Below are 20,606 nucleotides of genomic sequence, written 5' to 3'. Positions count from 1 at the left end.
GTGATGCGGTGGTAAAGTAATGGCGAACTTTAGTCTGCCTCAGTTTGCGACAGACCGACTGAGCAATCTAAAGTTTGAACTGCGAACAGCTTCCAGAGCCGGTTCGAGCAGGAGCAGAGGTGAGCGGAGGATGGGGATCGAGGGAATATTCACATGCCATTTCAGCGGGTGCTTGGGCGCTTGCGACAGGGGACCGCCGCAACTCCTTCGGAGTAGAAGGCTCTTATCGTGTCCCCAACGTAGGCTCGCTTGAGGCTCGCCAACGTTGGGCTTGTGGCCAGATCCTCTTCGAGGAAAGGCTTCAACTGAGCCTGTTTCCCCGTCGGTAGCAGTCGCGGAGGGGGTGATGGCAATCACACTGAACGAGCTGACTCCTCAACAAGCGAGACTTGATGAACTTGCGCCCACCATGAGACGACCAACTGAGCGGTCAGTAGAAGGAGGGGCATTCCTGTCCCAATCTGCCCCAAACGTCCCATGAGGTCGTGTTGGGATCAGTCAGGGAGGGAAGGAGCGTTGGTTGTAGGCGAAAGAATCTCAGGGGGCTGCGACTGAGCCGGATGGCACATCCGCACTACGCCCGAGGCAACGCTGCGGGAGTAGTCCGACGGTCCCCGTCGGCTCAGTCGCCGCGGGGAGGCACGGCCAATTTGCCCAAACTATCCTCCCTCGCTCCCTACGACGCTGGCGTTGACTTCGTAGCGGGGATGACTGTCTCGGCAGGCTTCAAAGGTGCGGAGACCGGAGAAGCAGGTGGGCTCACTGGAGTGGGGGTGCTGGAGGCGGGCGACACCGGAACCGGGGACGAGGTCGCAGCGGGTGGCGTGGTGCCGGGAGGTGTGGTCGCCAGGGGAGGGGTGGCGGGCAAGGTGGTTGCCGGGGGAGGTGGGGTGACCGTGGCGGGGGGCGGGAAGGGGTTCTCCCAAGTGTGCAGCACGTAGCCATCGCCCACGCCGCCCACATCGGTGAGGTAGGCGTTCACCTTCTCCCTCCACTTCTGGAGATCCGGTGGGCCGAAGGGACGCTCGGCGGTACCGGGAAAGATGAGGTAGGTGACCTTCAGATCACTCTCCGGACGGTTGTAGGGGGTGGACTTGTCATTGATCTTCTTGGCCACCATCAGGGAGGCCTCACCCATTTTCATGGTGGGGCCATAGTCTCCGCAGATGGCGGGCAGGATCTGGTTGCCGTGAATGATCGCGGCATAGTCGCCAATGCTGGGGGCATGGGGGTGGACCTTGGGATAGTCCCGGAAGAGCAGGGAAATCACGATGAAGGGATCCTTCTCTGCAATGAGGCTGCTGCGGCTCTTGAGCGCTTTGACGATGCGGTCGGCCTCATCCATCTCGGACTTGAATTCGGCTTTCTTGGCGTTGGAGATGCCTTTCTTGCCATACTCGGCCTTGGCAGACTCGAACCGGCCCTGCCAGCGGGGGAGGAGGGGGTTCGTGGTAGAACTTTTCTTGGCCCATTCGTAGGTGGTGAAGGGCTGGTAGTAGTCGCTGTTGTAGATGTCTGCGCTCATCACCGGCATGCGGTCGCCGTCGGAGCCGTCGGCCACCACGTCCATCTCGCTCTGGATGAGGAGGACGTTGCGCTTTGAGACCGGGTGGGTGAGTTCGAGGATCGTCTCGCAGTCGAAGAAGTTGTGCCGGTCGAGGATCTTGTTCAGCCGGGTCAGGTTCTGCTGCACCATGCTGGCCTTGCGTTCATAGAGCTTGTGGTAGAAGCCGGAGACCTTGGCGTTGTTGTCCAGCATGGACTTCAGTCCGGGCAAGGCCTTGGGCAGTTCCGGGTTGATCCGGGCCAGCTCATCCAGTGACTCGTTGGGCTTGGGGATGCGGATCTTGAGCTGGAAGTCCACGGTGTACGCGTCCTTGTCCGTGCGCTCGATGCTGGCATACTTGCCCTCCTCCGTCTGGAGGGTGGTCTGGATGGTGAGGCCGTTGAAGAGGGTGGCGGCATCCACCTCTTTGCGTGCGACGAACTTGGACGGGAGTGGCGGTGGTGGGGCGGGCACTTCCACCTCCACGATCTTCTCCACCGTCTTCTCCTTGTACACGGGCACTTCCTTGGTGACGTCACGTACGACGACCTTGCCGCTGCGGGCCTTCTCCACGATCTCGATGAGGGAGCGCTTGATCTTGCCAGCGTAGGGCGTGAAGGGCAGGACGAGAGCCAGCAGAAGGGTCGTGAAGAAAACGAAGCGGGTCAGATTGCCCCAGAAGCCACGACGACGCGGGTGCCAGCGCTCAGGCAGGTTTTGTTCGTCATCAGGGGGCGGGAGGTCGGAGCCACGACCGGAACGCTTGGGGGACTTGGGGGTGTTTTTTTCGGCCATTGGGGGAAGCAGAGAAAAGGATGAGCAGGGAAGGCCCCATCAGGGCTGGTGCTGGGCTCGACGATAGCGACGTGTCAGAATGAATCGGACGAGAAGCTTGGGCAGGAGTTCAAATACCAACGCGGCCAGACGCACGCGTTTGCCGGGGAAGACGCGGATTTTGTTCTCAGCCAGGCCGCCCAGTGCGGCTGCGACCACGCGATCGGGCGTGACCACCAGGAGGTTCTGGCCGCTGCGGTCGATATCGCGGTCGTCCAGGCGGCGGGCGTTTTGGCCGAAGTTGGTGGGCGTGGGCCCAGGGCAGACGTAGAGCACGCGGATGTGCTTGGAGGCGAACTCGATGGCCAGGGCCTCGCTCAAGCTGGAGACATAGGACTTGGTGGCGGCGTACACGGCCAGATCTGGGACAGGCACGGTGCTGGCCAGGGAGCTCACGTTGAGCACGGCGGCGGGTTTGTCCGCAGTGGCCTTGGCGCGATAGGCAAAGTCACGTGTCAGCAGGGTGAGGCCGGTGATGTTGACCTCGATCTGCTGGCGGATACGCGGTTCATCGGCATCGGCAAAGGCACCGTAGTCGCCCAGGCCGGCGTTGTTGATGAGCAGGGTGGGCTGGAGGCCCAGGCCGTCCACCTTTTCCCACAGGGCCACGCGGCCGGCATCGGTGGAGAGGTCGCAGGCGCAGGGGATGATGCGCACGCCGGGGTGAATGGCGTTGAGTTCCTCCGCCAGGGCCTGCATGGCCTCGAACCGGCGGGCGGCCAGCACCAGCACGGAGACGTGCCGGTAGAGCTGCCGGGCAAACTCCACGCCCAGACCGGAGGAAGCTCCGGTGATGATGGCGGTGCCCCCTTGATAGAATTGCAGGGCTTCGTCGCTCAACAGGGGCGGGGCTGGGGTCGCCGGGCTGGTGGAGGGAGGGGCGGTGTCCATGTGGGAGAATTGAGGTGGATCCGGCTTGCAGCAGGGCGCGGTAGGCGAAAGGATGGCGCACCCGCCCATGACAATCAACCGCCTTTCCGACCAGCCGCCTTTCACCACAAAAGACGGTTCCACGATCCGCAGCATCCTGGACCGGACCAATGCGCCAGTGCAGAACCAGAGCCTGGCAGAGGCCTCCCTGCCGGTGGGGCGGGCCACGGACCGGCACTATCACAAGCTGAGCGAGGAGTTTTACTTCATCCTGGAAGGCTCAGGCAGCATGGAGATCGATGGCGAAACCCGTGAGGTGAGACCCGGCGACGCGATCCTGATCCCCGCAGGTGCTTGGCATCAAATCACGGCGGGCAAGGAGCTGCGGTTCCTGTGTTGCTGTGCGCCGCCGTATGCGCATGAGGATACGTATTTTGCGTGAGGGGAAGGTTGTTTCAAAGATCCCAGCTGCCGCGCCGAAGTTCTGTGAGGCACTCAGGAGGGACGCGTGCGCCTACGGCGCAGGGTCAGTCCCGCGATGGCAGCAAGCAGCAGCAGAGGGCGTCCAGGTTCGGGGATCAAGGCAACACTGATCGTGCCGTTGGTGGTGAACTGGCTGAGGTCCCACTGGTAGCCGCTGCCGCTGATGTCTGGGAGATCAAAACCCGATGCGTCATCAAGCGACCCATCCCGAAGCAGGTTGCTGGTGAAATGGCTGGCGAACGAAAGGGTGCCCACGTTCGCCCAGTCGATCAGATTGAAAGTCTGGGGGGATGTCGGCACATAGCCCGCAGGCGCAGTGACTTGCAAGTTGCCGTTGAAGAGCAACGTGCCACTGGCGAGCCCGTCGAAGTTGAGCAGGTCTCCGCTCCCGCCAGGGTTGATACCTAGAATGATCTTGCTGCCGCTTTGAAAGTCGAAGCTGCCACTGCCGGAGGTGGGAGTGAAGTTGAGAGTGCCGTAGCTGGTCTGCAGGCTGCCCTCGCCCGCATGGATGACGGAGCCGCTCTGGGCGGTGAAGGTGCTGCCACGCACCAGGCCCGTACCCAGCAGTGTGCCAGAGTTCTGGACTGTGACCGCGCCGGTGCCGGTGGTGCCGCTGCCGCTTAGCGCGAGCGTGCCGCTGCTCACGGTGGTGGTGCCCGTGTAGCTGTTGGCATTGGTCAGGTCGATCCTGCCAGTGCCTTGCTGCACCAGCTTGCCCGTGCCGGAAATGATGCCGCTGAGGGTCTGCACACCCGGGCTCGCGGAGGTGGCGAAGGAGGAATTGAGCCTGAGGGTTGTATTGGCCGAGCTGAGGGAGATGTTGTTTGCAAACGTGCCAGCGGGGCTGCCGGTGGAGCTCATGACCCCGCCCCTGCCGAGTTCCAGGGTGGCGGTCTGGGATCCTGAGCCCAGGGTGAACCCGTTGGCGGAGCTGTTCGTGGTGATGGCGGCCACTTTGAGAGTGCCGTTGCCAACCACCGTCATGCCTCCCAGCAGATTGAAGGTGCCAGCCACCTCCACCGTGGTCCCGGTGACGATCTCGATGGTTCTGTTGCCTCCGAAAGTGGAGAGGTTGCCCTGGATGAGAAGGCTGCCTGTTCGTGAACTGTCTCCAAAGGCGGCTGCTGCGGCGTTGCCTGAGGGGTCCCGATGCGCACGTTTGCATAGATGTTGCGGCTGGTGGTCGAGTTTGAGGAAAGTATGCTGCCACCAAACAAATCAAGGTTGCCTCCGAAGGTGTCGCTGGTGTTGATGTCGCCACCCAGACGGACCTCCAGGGACCGTTCGTTGCCTGCTCCATTGGCCAGTTCACCACCAAAGGTCACGGAGGCAGAAGAGGCGATGGTGCCACCGTTGGTCAGGGTGAGAAGGTGATTGTTTGCCGCTGCATCCGATTGAATGATGACTTTGCCCGACGTGATGTTCAGCGTATTGGCGGTGACGTTGCCAGTGAGTTGCAGGGCAGAGGCGCCCGCGAGAAAGGCGTCATTTCCATCAGTCCAGCTCTGGTAGCCAAGTCCGGTACCCCGGTCCCAGGTGTTGGTAGCAAACCAATCCCCAGGGGTTGCGGTGGCGCCACCTCCATTCGACGCTCCGTTGGCCGTGCCAGGCGCGAAGTCCCAATAGAGGTTGTCAGCATGGGCACTGGTGATGCCCAGGCCCGAGCCCAGCAAAAGGGCCATGCAGGCATGAATGAGCGGGGCGGAGATGGCTGGGAGAACTTTTCTTTCGGTACGTAGGTTCATGGACAAGGACGAGAGAGGATTCGTCCATCCCCTGTCGGTCCAGTCGCTGGCGTTCGAGTCAAAGGATGGCACTCAACCGCACTGCATGTTCACGTGGGGAACAGGGTTGCGAAAAAGGTGCGAATTATTTTCTGCCGCCCGAGTCAGGCAGACCCCCGAACGTGCCACTGCTGGGTTCCCATCGCGCCACGGGTGGCAACTTCCTGAATCCTGGCGAAAAAGTGCAACCGTTTCGCGCTGCAGGACATTTCGGGACACTGACCACCCTCTATGAGACGCTTCAGACTGGATCTTCAGGCTTGTGCACACCGCAACCTTCCCCTCATCTGCTGTTTCCTTATGCAAGCCATCTTGGCAGCCTTCCTTCTAATCATGTCCGCAGGCATGGTCAGCGCCGCCAGTACGCCGCCCAATGTCCTCTACATCTTCACCGATGATCAGAGTGTGCGGACAGTGGGTTGCTACCCCGACGCCTATCCGTGGGTGAAGACGCCGAACATTGATGCGCTGGCGGCCAAAGGGGTGCGCTTTCACAATGTGTACATGGCGGCTTACTGTGTCCCTTCCCGCGTGAGCTTCCTGACGGGAAACCTTCCCCATGCGGCCCGGGGCGCTTTCACAGGGGCGAAGCTCGACACGGCGGCGCTGGCGCAGGAGGAAAAGGAACATCCGCTGTGGCCACGGCGTCTGAGGGAGAACGGGTACCGCACGGGCATCATAGGCAAATGGCACGTCAACCCACGCCCACCCGCGGTGGGGCTTGACTGGGACACTGCCATTCACTGGACGAGCGACGCGGAGACCTTTGGAGGTTACTACCACGGCCAGAAGGTCAGCATCAACGGGGCTACACCCGTAGATCTGGGCGGCTACAGCGTGGACCGCCACACCGATCTGGCGGTGGATTTCATCAAGGACAAGGCGGCAGGAGACAAACCGTGGTTGCTGTGGCTGTGTTATTGCGGCGTGCACAAACCGGTCGAGCCGGCGGAACGTCATCAGGGGGCGCTGGCCGCTGTAGGGCCCATTCCGCAACCCACCAGCCTGACCCACCGGGAAGGCAAGCCTGCCTACATCCGTGATCTGCCCACGCCCCGGTGGGACAGGGTGGAGTCGCAGATCCGCCAGTACCATGAGTGTGTGATGGCCATCGACGAGAACGTGGGTCGTCTCATGCGCACGCTGGAGGAGTCGGGACAACTGGAGAACACGGTGGTGGTCTTTGCGGCGGATCAAGGCATCGCCTACGGCCAGCACGCACTGATAGGGAAAAAGGATGCGCCGTACGATGCCGCGCTGCGCGGCCCGCTGATCTTCCGCTGGCCCGGCCACTATGCAGAGAATGCTGTCAGCTACGAGCCGGTGAACCAGACCGATGTGGTCCGCACCTTGCACGAGATCACGGGACTGAAGCCGCTGGAGACCATGGACGGCATGAGTCTGGTGCCCCTGCTCAAAACTCCGACGGCAGTCCTGCCGCGCGACGCCATGCTGCTGACCAACGTGCAGAACACCATGGGTGGGGACATCCCACGAATGATGGAGAGGACCCGGCGCTTCATCCAGAAAGGTGGGAAGGGTCTGGATGCCATGTACGACTGGACCATGATCCGCAGCGGCCGGTACAAGTATGTGGCCTACGCCGGAGAAGATCGCGAAGAGGAGGTGTATGATCTGAAGACGGATCCTGAGGAGCTGGTCAACCTGGCCGCCAGCCCGGAGCACAAGCCCCTGCTGAATGAGCTGCGGAAGAAAGCCGCCGCGGAGCTGCGCAAGACGCAGTCCGGATTCGATGGCGGGCATTACATCGACTTCTTTCCCCTGCTTCGCGCACAGGAGAACCGTTGAGACGTTGTCAGACCAACTTCACTGTCATTACCCACCACCCATGAGGTCTTTTCTGCTCACGATTGTTTCATTGATCCTGGCGACCCTCGGCCAGGCAGCCGCCCCGTCCCGCCCGAATGTGCTCTTCATCGCCATCGATGACCTCAAGCCCGCGCTGGGGTGCTATGGGGATGTCCATGCCCGAACTCCGAACCTGGACCGGCTGGCGGCGCGGTCGCTCCGGCTGGATCGCGCCTATTGCAACCAGGCCGTGTGTGCGCCATCGCGCAATGCGCTCATGACCGGGCTGCGTCCGCAGACACTTGGCATCTATGATCTTTCCACGAACTTTCGCGACGCCCGGCCTGAGGCGGTCACCCTGGCGCAGTACTTCCGCGACCACGGTTACCAGACCTCCGCCGTGGGCAAGATCCTGCACACGGGCCATGGCAACCACGACGATCCGGCCTCCTGGTCTGAGAAGCCCTTCCATCCCAAGGCGGACTACTATGCCCGGGAGGAGAACCGCCCGTCGAAGGTTGAAGGCGGATCCCGGGGAGCAGGCGTGTTCGGTGCGGCCACGGAGAGTGCGGACGTGCCGGATGACACCTATGACGACGGGATCACGGCGGCAGAGGCGGTGAAGCGCATGGCGGCTCTCAAGTCTGCGGGCAAGCCGTTTTTCCTCGCCACCGGTTTTCGCTGTCCGCATCTTCCCTTCGTGGCGCCGAAGAAATATTGGGATGGCATTGATGCGACCAAGCTGCCCCTCTTTGAGACGGATGCTCTGCCGGAAGGTTCGCCGACGGCTGCCGCGCCGGGCACCGATGAACTCCGGAAGTACAAACAAATCCCCCAGGGCGGGCAGGTGCTGGACGCGGAGATGAAACGGCACCTCATACACGGCTACTATGCGGCGACCAGCTATGTGGACGCCTGCGTAGGCCGGGTGCTGGAGGCACTGGATGCCTCAGGGCTTGCCGACAGCACCATCGTGGTTGTGTGGGGTGATCATGGCTACCATCTGGGCGACCACGGCATTTGGGGGAAGCACACCAACTTCGAACTCGCCGCGCGCATTCCTTTGATGATTGCGATGCCCGGCAAAAAGGGCGGTGTTACCTCAGCACTGGTGGAGACGGTGGACATCTATCCCACGCTTGCCGCCCTGGCCGGACTGCCTGCGCCGCAGGGGCTTGATGGCAGAAGCTTCGTCCCGCTCCTGGACGATCCGGGTTCGAAGTTTCGCGATCACGTGACGCATGTCTATCCCCGCAACGAGCTCCTCGGAAGGGCCGTGCGTGATGACCGCTATCGCCTCGTGGAGTGGAACAAGATTGGTGGTGCGCCGGAGAAGGCTGTGTACGAGCTTTTTGACTATGAGGCTGACCCGCAGGAGCACAAGAACCTCGCTCCCGAGCGGCCGGAAGTACTGGGCAGATTGAAGGCCCTGCTGGCGTCACAGCCTGAGCCCCGACCGCAGATCAAAGGCAAGGCGAAACCCGCTCAAGTGCCAGCCCCCACCGCAGCCGGGAAGATGACGCGTGAAGAGATGTTCAAGGGCAAGGACAAGGATGGCGATGCGAAACTTACCAAGGAAGAGTTTCTGCGCAATCAGCGCGATCCTGAGGAGGCACCGAAACGGTTTGAGCGATTTGACACCGATCATGATGGCGTCCTGAGCCTGGAGGAGTTTGTGAAAGCTGGCGTGGCTGGTTCGGTACGGTGAGGGGGAGTAGTCGAGCCGACTATAAGTGCGGTGATGCATCGGGACGCCGCCAGGTGTTGGCAGGGGTGAGGTCGGGGGAGAGAGCAGTCGGCTCGACTGCTGCAAGGGGGGGCGCCCGAAGCTCAGTTCAGGTGGCACCTGGACATTGAGCGAACTCTGTCTCTCCGATGCTGAGTTCCCGGCGGGCCGCCGAGAACGGCAGTCGAGCCGACTGCGCTTCCCAATGACTCTGGGATGTTGTGGGAGGGAGGCTTTGGACTGCGAGGGGGCGGATGTCTCTCGTCCTGCTCGTCTATCCAAAGTTCGAGGAAACGGGTGGGAGCCGCGAAAGCGGCGCGTCGTGCACGCACTCCATCCCGACGCGTCGGGACAAGTGGGAGCAGGTGTTTGGGGGTGATAGGAGGGGGGTGTTCTATTGCTTGCGATGTCGCTTGCCCTTCGACACCCCACCAATCCCATTCCAAAACCCTCTGTGCTCTCTGTGGTTAAACATCACCCACCACTTACCCCTAACCGCTTACCATTCACCCTTCCAAGCTGGCCCGCAGCACATCCATCATGCGTTTCATGCGGTCATCTGCCACGGCCTTGCCTTTCAGCGCCTTGGCCTTGGCGGTGGCGGGATCGTTCACAATCGCGAGCACAGCGGTGGTGAGGCCTTTTTCGGCTTCATCAAAGTCGTGGTCGAACAACCACTCGCTGAGGCCGATGTCCTTCCACATGAAACCCTTGCTCGTCTGTTCCTTGTACCGGCAGACGATGGCGGGAATGCCGTGGCCGATGCACATGATGGGGCTGTGTTGCTCGTTGCCAAAGAGGCCTGCGCTGCGGTTGTACACGCTCTGGGCGAAGTCGGTGAGCCAGTAGTCCTGCCGCCAGACGACTTTCTTCTTCACGTCTTCCGGAAGCTTGTCGTAGATCATCTCCTTGTTGAGCTTCATCTGGCTGGCGTCCTCCGGGCAGAGGAGCACCTTCATGGACGTCTGTTGAACCACGGCAATCACGGCATTGCGCAGCGGGGCGATGTCGTGCTCTTTCATCTCCTCGTTGCGGGCGTTTTTCTTCTCGTCAAACTTCACGCCCTTTTTGATCTCCCAGTAGGGAGTGTTGCGCAGTTTGGGGATGCAGCAGACGAACTTGCCGTCCTCCAGGCCGACTTCCTTGAGCCAGGCGGCGGCGGGTTCATCGTTCACCAGATCACAGGCGAAGGTGGCGTCCGGGCCGAACTCCATGATGGGGCAGGTGGCACCTTTTGACTTGGCCAGCTCCAGGGAGACGGAGTCGCGAAAGAAGGCGAACTTGCCGCCGCTGATGACCTTGATGGCTTCGCCGTTGTCCTTGCCGCCGCTCCAGGTGACCCCGCCGATGCCGTAGGGTTTGCCGGTCTTTTCCGTCCACTCAACAATGGATTTCTGCCCGACAATGCCGGGCCCGGAGCCATGCAGCAGGAAGTCGTGGGTGGCGAAGGCCTCCTTCTTGGCCTCCGCAGTGGCGGCGAGGATCTTGAGCTTGGGGAAGCGCTTGGTCAGCATCTCGGCCACACCGTTTTCCACACTGCTGGGCCAGAGGGTGACCTCGTAGTCAGGCAGGTGCTTCTCCAGCAGGTGCAGCATGCCCGGGGTGTGGGCGATGTCGCCGATGTTCACAGTCTGCCAGGAGGAGCGGAGGAGGATGCGCTTTGTTGCCTTGGTCTCCTGGGCGGAAACGAAGGACGGCAGAGTGGCGGATGCGAGAGTGGTGTGAAGGAAGCGCCGGCGGTTCATGTGCTATTTGTGGAAGAAGGAGGGGGGCTTGTCCAGCCTACACCTCGCTGATGATGCCGTTGCTCGCGCCGAAGGTGGAGGTCTCGATGCCCATGTGGTGGAGCATGCGCACGTAGAGATTCGACATGAGGGTGTTGTTCTTCGTGTCGAAGGCGAGGTGGCCCTGGTGCTTGAAGGAGCCGCCGGCGAGGAGGATGGGGAGGTTGTTATTGTCGTGGTTCGAGGAGTTGCCAAGGTTGCTGGCGTAGAGCACGGCGGTGCGGTCAAAGAGCGATCGATCTCCGTCAGTGGTGGCCTTGAGCTTGGCGAGGAACTCGCCGAAGACCTTGATCTCCGCCTCCTCGATGAGGGCCAGTTGCTCGAGCTTGGCGGGATCCAGCCCATGGTGGGAGGCGTCGTGGTGGCCGAGGTTCACGCCATCGATCTCAGGACGCTCCTGGGTGCCGAGCCATAGGGAGATCACGCGGGTGGAATCGGTCTGCAGGGCGAGGTGGACGATGTCATACCACTGGCGGGAGCGCTCGATCAGTTGGGGGCCGCCGAAGTCGGTGGTGGGCTGCTTGAGCTCCACCTTGGGCTTGGGGCTGGTGCTCCAGTGCTCATCTTGCTGGAGGGATTGTTCTGCCTCTCTCACGGAGGTGAGGAAGAGGTCCAATCGCTCCCGGTCAGGGTGGCCCACCTTGCGATTGAGGGCGCGGATCTGGTCGCCCACGTCATCGAGGATGCTCTGGCCGTCCTTGATGCGCTGCAGCTCCCGGGTCTCCTCCTCCGGTGTGCCGGCGATGAAGAGCTTCCGGAAGACCTGGGTGGCACGGCTCTCGGCCGGGAGGCGGACGCCGCGGCGGTTCCATGAAACATCGCCGCCACCGAGGATGAGCGAGCGGAAGCGCGTCTGGTTGCCGATGTGGGAGGCGGCCTCCTGGTCCAGCGAGATGCCGTTCTTGATGTCCTTGTCCCGGATGAGCTCCGGGGCCACGCCGGTGAACAGGCCCACCTCCGCAAAGTGCCCCGCGGCATAGCGGTGAGACATGCCGGAGAAGACGGTGAATTGCTCGCGACAGGCCTCGATGTTCTTGAGATAGCGGCTGGGCACATAGTCCCGGCCCGCCTTTTCCGGAAAGAAGTTGGGCCCGTACATGCCGAGCGGCTGGCCCACCAGGACCATCCGCTGCGGCTGGCCTGCCGCAGCGGCGCTGGCACTGGCACTGGCACGGGAGGGCAGCATGGCTTCGAGGAAGGGCAGGCCAATGGCGACTCCCGAGGCGCGGAGGAAGGTGCGGCGGTCGAGCATAGGGGGAGAGGGAAAAGGGGTAAGGGAGGCGGGAAGAGGGAACCGGGAGCTACTTGTTCAAGAAGACGCGGCTTTGGGTGATTTCATGAACCAGATCGCGGAGGCCGTAGTGGGTGGGGCGGATCTTGGTGATGATGGCTTCAACGACTTCGCGGTCGGCGAACTGGATGTCGGCCCCGGTGGCGTAGATGATGAGCTTCTGGGTGAGGCTGCGGGCGAGTTGGTCTTTGTCCTCGAGCAGGATCTTCTTGTAGTCGGTGATGTCGTTGAAAGCCCGCCCTTCATGGGTGACGCTGCCTTTCTCCACATCGGGACCTCGATAGACGGCGCGGCTGGTGTAGGGCAGGTTTACTGCACCTGCCTTGGTGCGGGTGGTCACGCGGTAGAAGTCGCGCCAGTTGCCAATGGGATCGTAGTTTTCCAGGGCGAAGCCGGGTGGATCGATGTGCACATGGCAGGAGGCGCAGGCGGTGGAGTTCCGGTGCAGATCGAGCTGCTGACGAATGGTGGTGGCACCGCGAATGTCGGGCTCGATGGCGGGGATGTCTGGCGGCGGGGGAGAGGGGGGCTTGCCAATGATGCGCTCCAGCACCCATTTGCCCCGCAGGATGGGGGAGGTGCGGGTGCCGTCTGCGGTGACCTTGAGCACGGAAGCCTGGGTCATCACGCCGCCGCGGCGGCTCTCTGCGGGGAGCTTCACCTTGCGGAGCGTGCTGCCGTTGACTCCTGGAATCCCGTAGAGCGCGGCGAGACGTTCGTTGAGCATGCTCCAGTCAGAGTCCACGAAATTGAGCAGGCTCAGATTGTGGCGCAGGACTTCATCAAAGAACGCCTGGGTCTCCAGGGGCATGGCCCAGAGGAGGAGGTTGTCGAAGTCGCTGTAGAGCTGGGGATCGGGGATGGTGAAGTCGATCTTGCGCAGGTCCAGCCACTGGCCGGCGAAGTTTTCCGTGAACCGTGCGGCCTTGGGCGAGTTCAGCAGGCGCTCCACCTGGGCATGGAGCACATCGGGGTTGCTGAGCTTCCTGCTGGCGGCGAGGGTGAGCATCTCTTCATCGGGCAGGCTGGACCAGAGAAAATAGGAGAGCCGCTCGGCGAGGGCGTAGTCATCCAGCCGGGTGCTGGGCAGGGTGCCATCTGGCGCAGGGGCGGCGGCCGGAGCGCTGTCCAGGAAGAGGAAGTCGGGCGAGGAGAGGATGAGCTTGTACCCGTAGCTCATGGCATCGAGGAAGGACGCGCCCTCATCCAGCCGGCGGCGCACCTTCTGCACATAGTGCTGGGCGGTGGCGTCGTCCACGGGGCGGCGGAAAGCCCTGGGGAGGAACGCACGGATGAGCCGGGTGGCATCCTCCTTGAGGTTTGAGGAAACAGGAACCAGGGGGTCGTTGTTCCACTGGAACTCGCTGCGGTTCTCCGGGATCTTGGGCACTTTGGCACCGGTGCTTTCCGCCTTGGCCACAGAGCGGGGCTTGAGCAGCACGCCTGCAAAGAGGGTGTTGTAGGCAGGGGAGGGGAAGGCATCGAGCGGCCCTTCAATCTTGAGCCACTCCACCAGCAGGCCGGGACCGGTGTATTCTTCGATGGGTTTCTTGAAGCCGCGGATGTCCCAACTGGTGAGAAGATTGGCGACGAAGGACTGGTTGCGTTCGAGGTCAAACTCGAATGCGATGACCTGCGGCTCTCCCTGCGGGATGTCGCGTACTTCACGCAACATGGGGCCTTCGCGACCGCTGTTCATCACGGTCATGAAGCCGACGGGGATGGGCTTGCCCTCCGCGCCCACGGCGCAGGCTTTCATCTGGATGCGGTAGCGTCCCGCGGCCGGGACGGGGGCGGTGGAACAGAGGCCGTAGCGGGGGAGCTTGCTGTAGATGAGGAGCGCGTCACCCTGAAGCCTGGAGTTGCGGCCCAGGCCTTGTTTGAAGTTGGGACCCTTCTGGGTCATCTCGAGCCCCGTCCGGGTGTTGCTGAAGGGCATGGGTGGATGAGGCGGGATGACCGCGGCAACGGCCTTGGCAGCGGCTTCCTGAAAAAGGAGGAAGTGCGTGGCGGAGAGGTCCAGCCCGCTGCTCACGTTGTCGAAGCCCGCCGTGGTGGCGTCTTCGGGAAGCATGTCCTTCAAGGACAGCTTCGTGCCCAGCAAGTCGTTGAGGGTGTTCTCATACTCCCGACCGTTGAGCCGGCGCAGTGTGACACGACCGTACTTCTGCTGCCGGGTGAGCGAGACGGCGTGGAGCTGGCTCCGCAAGTAAGTGGTGGCCGCGGCCGCGACGGGCTGGGGTGGCCGCTCCTGTTTCTTGGGCGGCATCTCGCCTGAGGTGATTTTGTCCAGTATGTGGGTCCACTTGGCGGCCAGCTTTTCGTCCTGAAAATCTGTCGCGAGGTTGTCGAGCCGGAGTCCGCCTTTCTGCACGTCCTCCCCATGGCAGTCTGTGCAATGGGCTTCGAGCAGGGGTCTCACCTGGGTGTTGAATGCAGCCGGAGGCATGGGGGCTGGGGCCGCGTAAGTGGTGGCGGGGGCAAGCGCGAGCAGGCAGAGAGCTGGCAAACGAGGCGAGGACATGGGACAGAGGAATGCGATGCACGGGGCAGGCCCGGCGGTGCTGTCACCTGAACGGAGGGATTTTGCCCGGTGTTGCACCATTCGAGGCAGGCCGGGGAATGAGCATGAGGAAAGTTGCTTTCTCCAGGGGATGCAGTCGGGAAACTCATGCGGAAGTGAAATCCGAGAGGGAGGTCAGAAGGCTTGTCGAGGCGGGCGGCTTCCCTCATGCTGCGGGGATGTGTCTCCCTGCATCACTGCGATCCCGTGCCCGATCCCTTTGTCTGAGCTGTGCTTGGGCGACGGTGGCGATGTTATTGGCGCTGCCAGGCTTGATGGGCGAGGTCGGGACCCCGGGGCGGAAGATGGTGGTGGCCTATGTGCCGAACTGGATCGATCTGAAGACCTTCGCCACCCAGATCCCGTATGAGCGGGTGACGCATCTGAATGTGGCGTTTGAGAATCCGGTGAACGATGAGGGAGAGCTTTCCTTTTATGAGGCGAACGCCGCGCTGCTGCGCGAGGCAAAGCGCCATGGTGTGAAAGTGTGTGTGTCCATCGGAGGCGGATCGGCGTCCGGAGACAAGGTGCTGAAAGCGCGCTATGGGCGGCTGCTGGGGGAGGGCCAGCGCGAGGCGTTCGCGCAACGCCTGGTGGCCTATGTGGAGCGCCACGGATTCGATGGACTGGACGTGGATATCGAAGGGCCTTCCATCACCGAGGATTATGGACCCTTCATTGCCGCACTGGCTCCGCTCATGAAGGCGAAGGGCTATCTGCTGACTGCGGCGCTTTCCAAAGGGTATGGCGGTGACCGGGTGCCGGATGCTGTGCTGGCGCAGATGGACTACATCCACATCATGGCCTATGACGGCGCGGGCTACTGGTCGCCAGACCGGCCGGGACAGCATTCGTCCCTGGAGTTTGCCAGGGAGAGCGTGGACTACTGGCTGAAGCGCGGGCTGCCGCCTGCCAAGGCCGTGCTGGGGGTGCCGTTCTATGGCTACGGCTTTGGTGAAGCGTTCAAGAAACGCGACTATCCGTATGCGACGATTCTGGCGCAGCACCCGGATGCTGCGTCAAAGGATCAAGTGGGCAGCACCATCTGGTACAATGGCATTCCCACGATCCAGGCCAAGACGCGCCTGGCGCTGGAGAAAGGTCTGGCAGGTGTGATGATCTGGTCTCTGGATCTGGATGTGCCGGGGCCGGAGTCGTTGTTGCGCGCGATTGATGGAGAGATCAAAAAGACTCAAGACTAGAAGACACAAGACGCAAGACTTGAGGTGATGGGTGAGGCGGGAGATGGGGGTGGCAGGGGAATGTTGGGGTGCGGTGAGCCTGAACCTTCTGCAGGATGCAGAAGGTGGCACGCTGGAAGCGTGCGGTCCCCACTGACCTTGGAGCGTCATGATAGGGAAGCTTGCGAATCCTGCGTGCTGTTGCCGACATCCTGCCGGGCATGTCAGTTGCATGGCCACTCGAGATGGCTGGCCAGTAGATGATCTGCTTTGATTGAGCATCCAACGCATGGCCCCGTGTGTCCCGACGTGTCGGGATGGAGTGCGGCGTGAAGCGCCGCTTTGTCCTGCCGGACGGATGGGGCCAGGAGATGAAGGAAACGCCGGGGCGGCGGGGGATGGTGATCGTGCGGGCGATTGGCACCCTGTTTAGCTTTTGAGGTTCTAGAAAACTCGGACGATCCACGAAAGCGGCGCTTCACGCACGCACTCCACAGCGGCACCGCCGCCAGACGTTGGGGGATGTGGGGTGGGAGGATGTTGGCAGGCCTCCGAGTTGGAGGAGGGGATGCCCCGGGTTGTAGGGCGACGGCTATGGTTGCTGAGTCGGCATAGCCCACAGGGGCGTCCGGGGCGCTTGGTGACATGATACAAGGGCGACACTGCAGACGCTTCAGTTAGTGCCTGCCAAGGAACCTGGGGTGGTGAAACGTGGTCTGGCCGTTTCTCAAAGTGGCCTTTGCCTGGGAAGCTCGGGGAGCGCACGCATCCCTGCGTGCTGTTCGCGGCATCTTGCCGCGAATGTCAGGCAGTGCATGACATCGCATCCGCCTGACGTGGAGGCGTTGATGGCAGAGGAGAGAAAGCGGATGCTGTCGGCCTCCCCACCTGATCATCCTCTGCGGAGGCACCCAACGTTGACTCGCTTAGGGCTCGTCCAACGTTGGGCTGTGTTAGAGATCCCCGCTGGGGATCAACTTCGAACTGAGAAGGGCACCTCCAGGTGGTTCCTTGGCGGCCACCCCAAAACGCGCGCGATTGGTTCATTCTCCTCACGTCGACAACTACAGGGGCGCTGGGTTGATGGTGATCAAAGACCGGTGGGTGAGTGTTGGGGCGTGAGCCATCTGGGGGTGTGCGGATGCGGAGGGAAATTGAGAATGCCTTCTGCCGGTTGGCCAGCCGCATCGGTCGTAGTTGTCGACGTGAGGAGGCACTTGTTTCCTCGTATGCGAGGTCTGACCTGTGGGAAACATCCGCGTGCCCAAGGCTGCCCCATGGCCGCGAGGGTTACAGCCCTTTGTGGCTTCGTCTGAGGACGAGGCGCGAAAATGACAAACCCAAGGTGGACTCGCGCGCGGTTCGCGGCTGGTCGACCTTGGGTCTGGTGAAGAGATGAAGTTATTTCTCAGTCCTGAATGCCTGAATCACAGACGCTCGCCGGGAGGGCCTTCATGACGAGGGCTGTCACCGCGAGGTCCGTCCTGGCGGGGACCTTCGTGACGAGGTCCTTCATTGCGAGGTCCAAACTGGGGAGCGCCTTCGGGGCGGCGGTCGTCACCGCGGGGGCCTTCATGGCGCGGGCCATCGGCACGAGGGCCGTCATCACGGCGATCATTGCCACGGGGTTGTTCGCGGCGCTGCTGGTCCTGGCGGTCAAATTCTGGGCGGCGCTGGCGGTCGGGGCCAGGTCCGTCGGCGCGGTTGTCGCGGTTGGGGAGGGCACGGCGCAGTTCTTCCACGGCGCGCTTGAGCTGCTGTACCTCGGCGCGGAGATCGGCATCACCGGGAGTGCCAGGATTGCCGGGGCGGGCGGCGCGTTGTGCCTCGAACCCGTGGCGGCGGCGCTCACCGCGACCCTGGAAATTTGGCCGGCCGAAGGGGCCGGGCTGGCCGTCGCGGCCTGAGCCGAATCCGAAGCCGGGGCCGTAAGGAAGGTGGGGGTGGTGGAAGCGGCGCGGGCCAGCATTGGACTGCCAGGGGGCCTCACGGCGGCGGTCATGGTTGCGCGGGCCGCGGCGGAAGTCCCGGCGATTCTGCTGGTCCTGCGGACCTTGCGGGTTGTCCTTCAGGGCTTGCTGGATACGCTCGGCCATGTGGCCAAGACCGGCGGCACGGAGGTGTTTGAGCGCTTCTTCAATGTGCTCGCGTTTTTCCGGGGAATCACCGGGGCGCTGCTGCGGGTTGCGATGGAAACCCTGGTCGTGACGGGGGCCGGAGCCCTGGTCTCCACGCTCACGCGGGCCTTCATTATTCCTGGGTTGAGGAGGCGGGCCGGGTGGTTGATCGGGGCCGGGCCCAGGGCTCTGGGAGAACGCGGCGGTGGTGAAACTGAGGGCGGCGAGAAGCGAGACGATGCGTGGTGTCTTCATGTACGAGTTGAAAACCGCACCCGTGCAATGGTTGCAAAATTTCTGAAGCAACCTCTTTCACCGTTTGCATGAACGGTGAGGAGGAGGAGGGTATAGGTTATTTCAGGAACCCGGGTTCTCGTCTTGGATCTGGAGAGGGCTAAACCTCGTTCAGACGGTTCAGATGGCCCCAGAGTCCGGTGATGGTCTTCTTGGCGGCGAGGATGAGTTCCTCTGCGCTTTTGTCCGGAGGGAGCTTGTCATCCACCACGGGATCACCCGTCAGGGAGCTGAGCAGATTGGTGGCGTCTGCGCTGGTGGGATAGAGGAAGTTCTCCTCCTGCTCGGCGTCGCTCAGAACATAGACGGCCAGGCCCAGGACCCAGGTGCCATCCTTGCGCAGGAAGTAGCGCATCTGATCCAGCGTCGTGCTGCCGGGGGCGGAACCCTGCTGCCGGATGAGGAAGGGGCCGCGTCCCTGGGGGCCGACGCCCAGATTCAGAAGCTGGCAGTGATCGTAGCTGTTGGACAGGGTGGGCATGTCTGCGAGGGCTGGGGTTGAATGGGGCGCGTGGATGCTGGAGTCGCTTATACCATTCACTATTTTTTCAATAATGCCATGACCCATTCCAACGTCTCCTGCTTCTGGAGAATCTCGGTATGCTCGTGAAGCAGGTGCCGGAAGGAGGTGGTGCCTTCTTTCACCCGGAGGTCGGTCTCGCTGACGACGGTGACCACGCCGTCATTGTCTCCCTTCAGGTAGAACGGCCCTCCTTCAATGGAACCATAGATCAGGTGATGCACGGTGCCCTTGGGCAGCGGTGTGGCGTAGATGTTCAGGAGGAAGTCACTGCCCGGACGCACGTCCAGCCAGGAGGGGACGGGCTTCTTCAGATGACGGATGCCGGACTCCGCGGCCTGATGGCCACCCCAGGGCGTGGAGATGCTGACGAACTTGGGGATAAAGTTCACGCCTTCATCCTTCACGGCCTCGGTGATGGCGGTGCGGGAGACCAGGCCGCCCATGCTGTGCGCCACCACGTAGCAGACGGGGAAGTGGTGTCGCTGACGCAGCGCGCGGAGGCCCGTGGCAAGCACGCTGGAGACGCGATCCAACCGCATGCCACTGGGGTAGTGGTAAAACCAGAGCTGGTAGCGTTTGCGGTCAAAGTGATCGATGAAATAACGCCAGTCCTGTGGGCTGCCGCCGATGCCGTAAACAAACACCACCGGGATGCGGCTCGGATCGTAGGGCTCGGTGAAGTAGAGGCCGAGGGTGTTGGTGCTGAGGAAGTCGAGCGGCCGCCAGAGGCCGCTGCCGCCCACCTCCGGGGCGAAACGTGGCTCATCCAATGAGGCAACATCTCCCAGTGCCACCTGGGTGACGCCTCCGAGCGCCTTGTTTTCCACAGGCATCTCGATGACCGTGCCGGGTGCCAGGTCATGGTTGCGGTGCAGGGTGAGTTTCCAGATTTTCACCCGTGCCTTCGGATCGCTGAGGGACAGGGGTTGCACGTCCTTGACGAAGTCGAGCGGTTCGCCGGCATCATAGTGATGGTTGTCGTTCTCATCCGTGAAAGCCCCGACGCGATAGGTGCTGTCGAGGTTGAGGTTGAAGGAGGCGATGCCGTCGGGCCGGACTTTCTGGAAGCCCGCGGAATCCTTGCGCAATCCGTTCTCCATCCGCCACGCCAAAGCGTAGGTGGGGCGGGTGCCATCGGGCATATTGGTCACCTCAATGGTCACGCCACCCTGGGCCTCCAGGGCTTCGACCTGTTTACGCAGGCCGAGCAGGGAGCAGGAGCTCAACAGGGGAAGGGCCAGCAGAAGCGCAATAGAGTGGAGGGAAGTCTGCATAAGCATGAGGCAGGAGTTGCGGGAGGGAGGCGCGATCAACGTTAAGGTGCGGGTGGCGGCGTGGATGCGTTCTGAGCACCGGGTTTGGGCGCAGGATGCCCCATGAAGAGCGGGGCCACCTGGTCGCGAATGAAGTCCTCCTTCACGTTGTCGAAGTGGTGGCCCTTGTCCTCGTCCTTCCGGAACTCCTTGCTGTAGTGGATGGTGACGATCTTTTCCGCATACAGGCGACGAGTGGCGGGCGAGGCTCCGGTTGGCAGTACGAACCCTTTGATGCCGGCACCGGGATCGTGGAACTTGCGGTCCGCTGTGCCGGAGAGGGGCATGAGGATCTTGAGCATGCGGTCGTGCGTGGAGGTGATGATGTAGAGGTGCTTCACGCGCTTGAGCGCCTGCGTCATGTCGTAGTCCCGGCTGATGGATGCACCCAGCAGCACGACGTGCTCCACCTGCATGGACTCAGGCAGAGCCTCCAGCGCAAAGACCGCCTCGGCGGTGCCGGCGGAGAATCCCAAGATGCCCAC

Annotated in this window: 16 protein-coding genes; 5 read left to right on the top strand and 11 right to left on the bottom strand. The window is 62.3% G+C overall.

Annotation, left to right across the window (positions count from 1 at the left end; genetic code table 11):
- Positions 1 to 676: 676 nt before the first annotated feature.
- Both BV034_RS29915 and BV034_RS29910 read right to left on the bottom strand, forming a co-directional pair.
- Complete coding sequence (locus BV034_RS29915; RefSeq protein ID WP_050030614.1) at positions 677 to 2,341, bottom strand: glycoside hydrolase family 75 protein; 1,665 nt, start codon at positions 2,339 to 2,341, stop codon at positions 677 to 679.
- 39 nt (positions 2,342 to 2,380) lie between these two features.
- Positions 2,381 to 3,271 carry an SDR family NAD(P)-dependent oxidoreductase gene (locus tag BV034_RS29910; protein ID WP_050030613.1) on the bottom strand — a complete coding sequence of 297 codons (891 nt, stop codon included), beginning with the start codon at positions 3,269 to 3,271 and terminating at the stop codon, positions 2,381 to 2,383.
- Between the two features lie 67 nt (positions 3,272 to 3,338).
- On the opposite strand from BV034_RS29910, the gene BV034_RS29905 reads away from it, so the two are divergent.
- Positions 3,339 to 3,692 (top strand): cupin domain-containing protein, encoded by a 354-nt coding sequence (locus BV034_RS29905; RefSeq protein WP_050030701.1) that lies wholly within the window; start codon positions 3,339 to 3,341, stop codon positions 3,690 to 3,692.
- A 53-nt stretch (positions 3,693 to 3,745) separates the two neighbouring features.
- Here BV034_RS29905 and BV034_RS29900 read toward each other — a convergent pair whose 3' ends face one another.
- Both BV034_RS29900 and BV034_RS29895 read right to left on the bottom strand, forming a co-directional pair.
- On the bottom strand, positions 3,746 to 4,750 hold the full coding sequence (locus BV034_RS29900) for an autotransporter-associated beta strand repeat-containing protein (protein WP_265593625.1): 1,005 nt from the start codon (positions 4,748 to 4,750) through the stop codon (positions 3,746 to 3,748).
- Entirely contained in the window at positions 4,717 to 5,481 is a 765-nt protein-coding gene (locus BV034_RS29895; RefSeq protein ID WP_265593624.1) for a hypothetical protein, read from the bottom strand. The genes BV034_RS29900 and BV034_RS29895 overlap by 34 nt, the downstream gene beginning before the upstream one ends.
- A 372-nt stretch (positions 5,482 to 5,853) precedes the next feature.
- On the opposite strand from BV034_RS29895, the gene BV034_RS29890 reads away from it, so the two are divergent.
- Both BV034_RS29890 and BV034_RS29885 read left to right on the top strand, forming a co-directional pair.
- Positions 5,854 to 7,329 (top strand): sulfatase-like hydrolase/transferase, encoded by a 1,476-nt coding sequence (locus BV034_RS29890; protein ID WP_265593623.1) that lies wholly within the window; start codon positions 5,854 to 5,856, stop codon positions 7,327 to 7,329.
- A 40-nt stretch (positions 7,330 to 7,369) separates the two neighbouring features.
- Positions 7,370 to 9,037 (top strand): sulfatase-like hydrolase/transferase, encoded by a 1,668-nt coding sequence (locus BV034_RS29885; RefSeq protein WP_050030609.1) that lies wholly within the window; start codon positions 7,370 to 7,372, stop codon positions 9,035 to 9,037.
- Positions 9,038 to 9,561: 524 nt separating this feature from the next.
- Here BV034_RS29885 and BV034_RS29880 read toward each other — a convergent pair.
- Genes BV034_RS29880 through BV034_RS29870 form a run of 3 tightly spaced genes read right to left on the bottom strand, consistent with a single transcriptional unit; the run spans position 9,562 to position 14,654 of the window.
- On the bottom strand, positions 9,562 to 10,800 hold the full coding sequence (locus tag BV034_RS29880; protein WP_050030608.1) for a polysaccharide pyruvyl transferase family protein: 1,239 nt from the start codon (positions 10,798 to 10,800) through the stop codon (positions 9,562 to 9,564).
- A gap of 37 nt (positions 10,801 to 10,837) precedes the next feature.
- Positions 10,838 to 12,091, bottom strand: a complete 1,254-nt coding sequence (locus BV034_RS29875; RefSeq protein WP_050030607.1) for a DUF1552 domain-containing protein — start codon at positions 12,089 to 12,091, stop codon at positions 10,838 to 10,840.
- Between the two features lie 49 nt (positions 12,092 to 12,140).
- Complete coding sequence (locus BV034_RS29870; protein WP_081888227.1) at positions 12,141 to 14,654, bottom strand: DUF1592 domain-containing protein; 2,514 nt, start codon at positions 14,652 to 14,654, stop codon at positions 12,141 to 12,143.
- Between the two features lie 290 nt (positions 14,655 to 14,944).
- Between BV034_RS29870 and BV034_RS29865 the strand changes: the two genes are divergently transcribed.
- Both BV034_RS29865 and BV034_RS36565 read left to right on the top strand, forming a co-directional pair.
- On the top strand, positions 14,945 to 15,895 hold the full coding sequence (locus BV034_RS29865) for a glycosyl hydrolase family 18 protein (protein WP_265593638.1): 951 nt from the start codon (positions 14,945 to 14,947) through the stop codon (positions 15,893 to 15,895).
- A gap of 278 nt (positions 15,896 to 16,173) precedes the next feature.
- The gene (locus BV034_RS36565) at positions 16,174 to 16,314 is read left to right on the top strand and encodes a hypothetical protein (RefSeq protein ID WP_265593622.1); all 141 of its coding nucleotides are present in this window, start codon (positions 16,174 to 16,176) and stop codon (positions 16,312 to 16,314) included.
- Positions 16,315 to 17,301: 987 nt separating this feature from the next.
- Here BV034_RS36565 and BV034_RS36560 read toward each other — a convergent pair.
- From BV034_RS36560 to BV034_RS29840, 4 genes are all read right to left on the bottom strand, one after another.
- On the bottom strand, positions 17,302 to 18,246 hold the full coding sequence (locus tag BV034_RS36560; RefSeq protein ID WP_265593621.1) for a hypothetical protein: 945 nt from the start codon (positions 18,244 to 18,246) through the stop codon (positions 17,302 to 17,304).
- A 139-nt stretch (positions 18,247 to 18,385) separates the two neighbouring features.
- Positions 18,386 to 18,766, bottom strand: a complete 381-nt coding sequence (locus tag BV034_RS29850; protein WP_050030602.1) for a hypothetical protein — start codon at positions 18,764 to 18,766, stop codon at positions 18,386 to 18,388.
- A 59-nt stretch (positions 18,767 to 18,825) separates the two neighbouring features.
- Entirely contained in the window at positions 18,826 to 20,082 is a 1,257-nt protein-coding gene (locus BV034_RS29845; RefSeq protein WP_050030601.1) for a hypothetical protein, read from the bottom strand.
- A gap of 41 nt (positions 20,083 to 20,123) precedes the next feature.
- Positions 20,124 to 20,606: hypothetical protein (locus BV034_RS29840; RefSeq protein ID WP_265593620.1), on the bottom strand; the 483-nt coding region annotated here is incomplete at its 5' end.

The organism is Verrucomicrobium sp. BvORR034, assembly GCF_000739635.1.
Classification (GTDB): Bacteria; Verrucomicrobiota; Verrucomicrobiia; order Verrucomicrobiales; family Verrucomicrobiaceae; genus Verrucomicrobium.
This window is presented reverse-complemented; position numbering and strand designations above follow the sequence as displayed.